The organism is Actinoplanes subtropicus, assembly GCF_000721705.1.
Classification (GTDB): Bacteria; Actinomycetota; Actinomycetes; order Mycobacteriales; family Micromonosporaceae; genus Actinoplanes; species Actinoplanes subtropicus.
In genome coordinates, this window is the sequence record NZ_JOJL01000106.1 from 1 (window position 1) to 2,199 (window position 2,199).

2 protein-coding genes are annotated in these 2,199 nt (G+C 68.8%); both read right to left on the bottom strand.

Annotated features, from left to right (window positions below; genetic code table 11):
- Nucleotides 1-37: 37 nt before the first annotated feature.
- The gene (locus tag IH26_RS0152265) at nt 38-1,567 is read right to left on the bottom strand and encodes an ISKra4 family transposase (protein WP_051810116.1); all 1,530 of its coding nucleotides are present in this window, start codon (nt 1,565-1,567) and stop codon (nt 38-40) included.
- A gap of 84 nt (nt 1,568-1,651) precedes the next feature.
- On the bottom strand, nt 1,652-2,086 hold the full coding sequence (locus IH26_RS56945) for a hypothetical protein (protein WP_051810118.1): 435 nt from the start codon (nt 2,084-2,086) through the stop codon (nt 1,652-1,654).
- Between the last annotated feature and the right edge of the window lie 113 nt (nt 2,087-2,199).

Here is a 2,199-nt window from a genome sequence, read left to right on the forward strand (position 1 = left end):
GGGTGCGTTTTGCGCTGAGTGACTTTCTCGATCTTGGTCAGGCGGCGAGGTCGTATTGATGCTGGTAGCGGCTGGTGTGGGTGCGCTGGTATTCCTGCTGGAGGTGAAACTTCCAGTACGCCTCGAGGTCGCCGTTGATGATCACGGCTCGTAGCAGGAGCACGGCCTCTGCGCTGGGTAGGCTCCACCGGGCGCCGGTGATCGCGAGTCGGTCTTTGACCAGGTAGCGGCATGATCCCTCGATCACGCCGGTGGCGATGGGCCAGCCCATGGTCAGTGCGATGCGGTAGATGAGGTAGGGCTGTTTCGCGGTGAGGTAGTCGATGCAGCGTTTCAGCCCGGGCGCGTTGCGGCCTGCCTGGGTGAGGGTGTCGTGGCGGCCGGTCAGGTCGGCGATGGCCTTGGCCGGGTGGTGTTCGAGCAGGTCACGGGCGGTGCGGGCGACGAAGACGGCCCGTGCGGGCTGGGCGGGGTGCAGGTCGGCCGCAGCGTCCCAAAGGTATTGCAGGACGTGCACGAAATCGAGGATCACGTTGACCTTGACCCGGTGGGTATGGGCTTCGGCGTGGATCCGGTCGATCTGATGGTTGTTGCCGTCGACCAGCACGATCCAGCGGCGTAGGTGCTGCGGGTCGCGTTGCTGCGCGCGGTCGAACAGCCGGGTCGTCATCGGGGCGGTGGAGTCGATGATCGACGCGTCGAGTTCCCGGTTGACGGCTTTCGGGCCAGGTCGGCGGGCGGCGCGTTCGCTCGCGTCGGCGGGCAGGATGTCGGCCGGGTCACGGACCGCGGGGGCGGCGTCGTAGACGGCGGTGACCACGGCCATCCGGGTCCGGCCGGTGCGTTCGCGGCAGGCCAGTTGCGCGGACGGCGGCTGCGGACCGTGATCGCGATCGGGTGCGGTGTCCCGCAGCCCGGAATCAATCATGTTGATGCCGGTGGCGTCGATGCTGAGCACGAGCAGGTCCCGCGGCCCCGGTTGCGCACCGGGATGGGTGGCCGGGGCGGGAACCCGGTGCTGGGAGAAGAAGTCACGCACGTCCCGGGCGGCGTCGACGGTGATCTGCATCAACTGCTGGGTACCGATCCGCTGCCCGCTGATCCGTTCCAGTCCGTCATGGGCCTGGCGCAGCGCACCGGTGACGCTCTGGTAGATCACCGCCTTGCGCAGCGGGTAGGAGTAGAGGCCGTCCGGCAGGGCGAGCCGGGCGTCGGCCGGGTACAGATTGGACACCGCGGGTGCCCGGTAGGCGATCCGGGTGACCTCGACCGGGCCGACGGTGGTGGCCAGCAGCCGGGTGTGTCCGGGCTCGGCGCGCCGCCGCACCACCAGGTCTGAGCCGGTCACCTCGGCCAGCCGCGGCTCGGCGGCGGCCCGGGCGTCGAGATGATCCTGCAGGACCTGCTTGAGCATCTCACGGCCGTCGCCGGTGACAAGGTCCTCCACGACGTGTTCCGGCCGCTCGGCCATCTGCGGGTCACTCACCCGGGTGATCAGAGCGTCGAACAGGGCGCGGGAAGCGGCGTAAGCGTCGGTGCCGGGCGTTCGACGGGGATAGTGTGCCATCGGGTCTTCCTCGGGTCGGCGGTTCTCAACAGACCCAGGCCACCCAGGAAGACCCACCACCACGTCGGCGCCACTCCGCACCATTCACCCCGGCGAGGACCCCGATTCAGCCGCGAGAGTGAACAGCCCCGGCTCGGTCTCGACCACCCGGCCCGCCACCACCAGCTTCTTCAACCGGTTCCGGACCCGCTCGACCCGCCGCGCCACCGCCGGATCCTCGCCCAGAACGACGAGCACGTCCTTGCACCGCACCGGCCGGCCGGCCTCACCCAGGACCGTCAGCAACTGATCCAACATGATCGGCTCCGGTTTGAGGTCATGCCCCACCCGCACCGCCCCCGGCAGTTCCTCAGCCAGCCCGGACAACACCTCCCGCGCGACCGCCAGCCGATCAACCTCCCGCCGACACGCCTCGATCAACACCGTCAGCCGCTCGGCTTCCTCTTCCAACCGGGCCACCTCGACCCGCCCCACCGCTTCCCGCTCGCCCAGCAACCGCAAGATCTGCTCACGATCCACCCGCCCACCCCCTACCGAAACAGGTCACCAACCCATACCAACCGGTCAGCGGCTACCGCAACGGGCAGACATCGACATGCATCACGAAGGTCACTCAGCGAAAAACGCACCCC

What these genes read in the sequence shown, in the direction of transcription:
- IH26_RS0152265 (WP_051810116.1), bottom strand. Translation starts at nt 1,567, where the DNA reads ATGGCACACTATCCCCGTCGAACGCCCGGCACCGACGCTTACGCCGCT.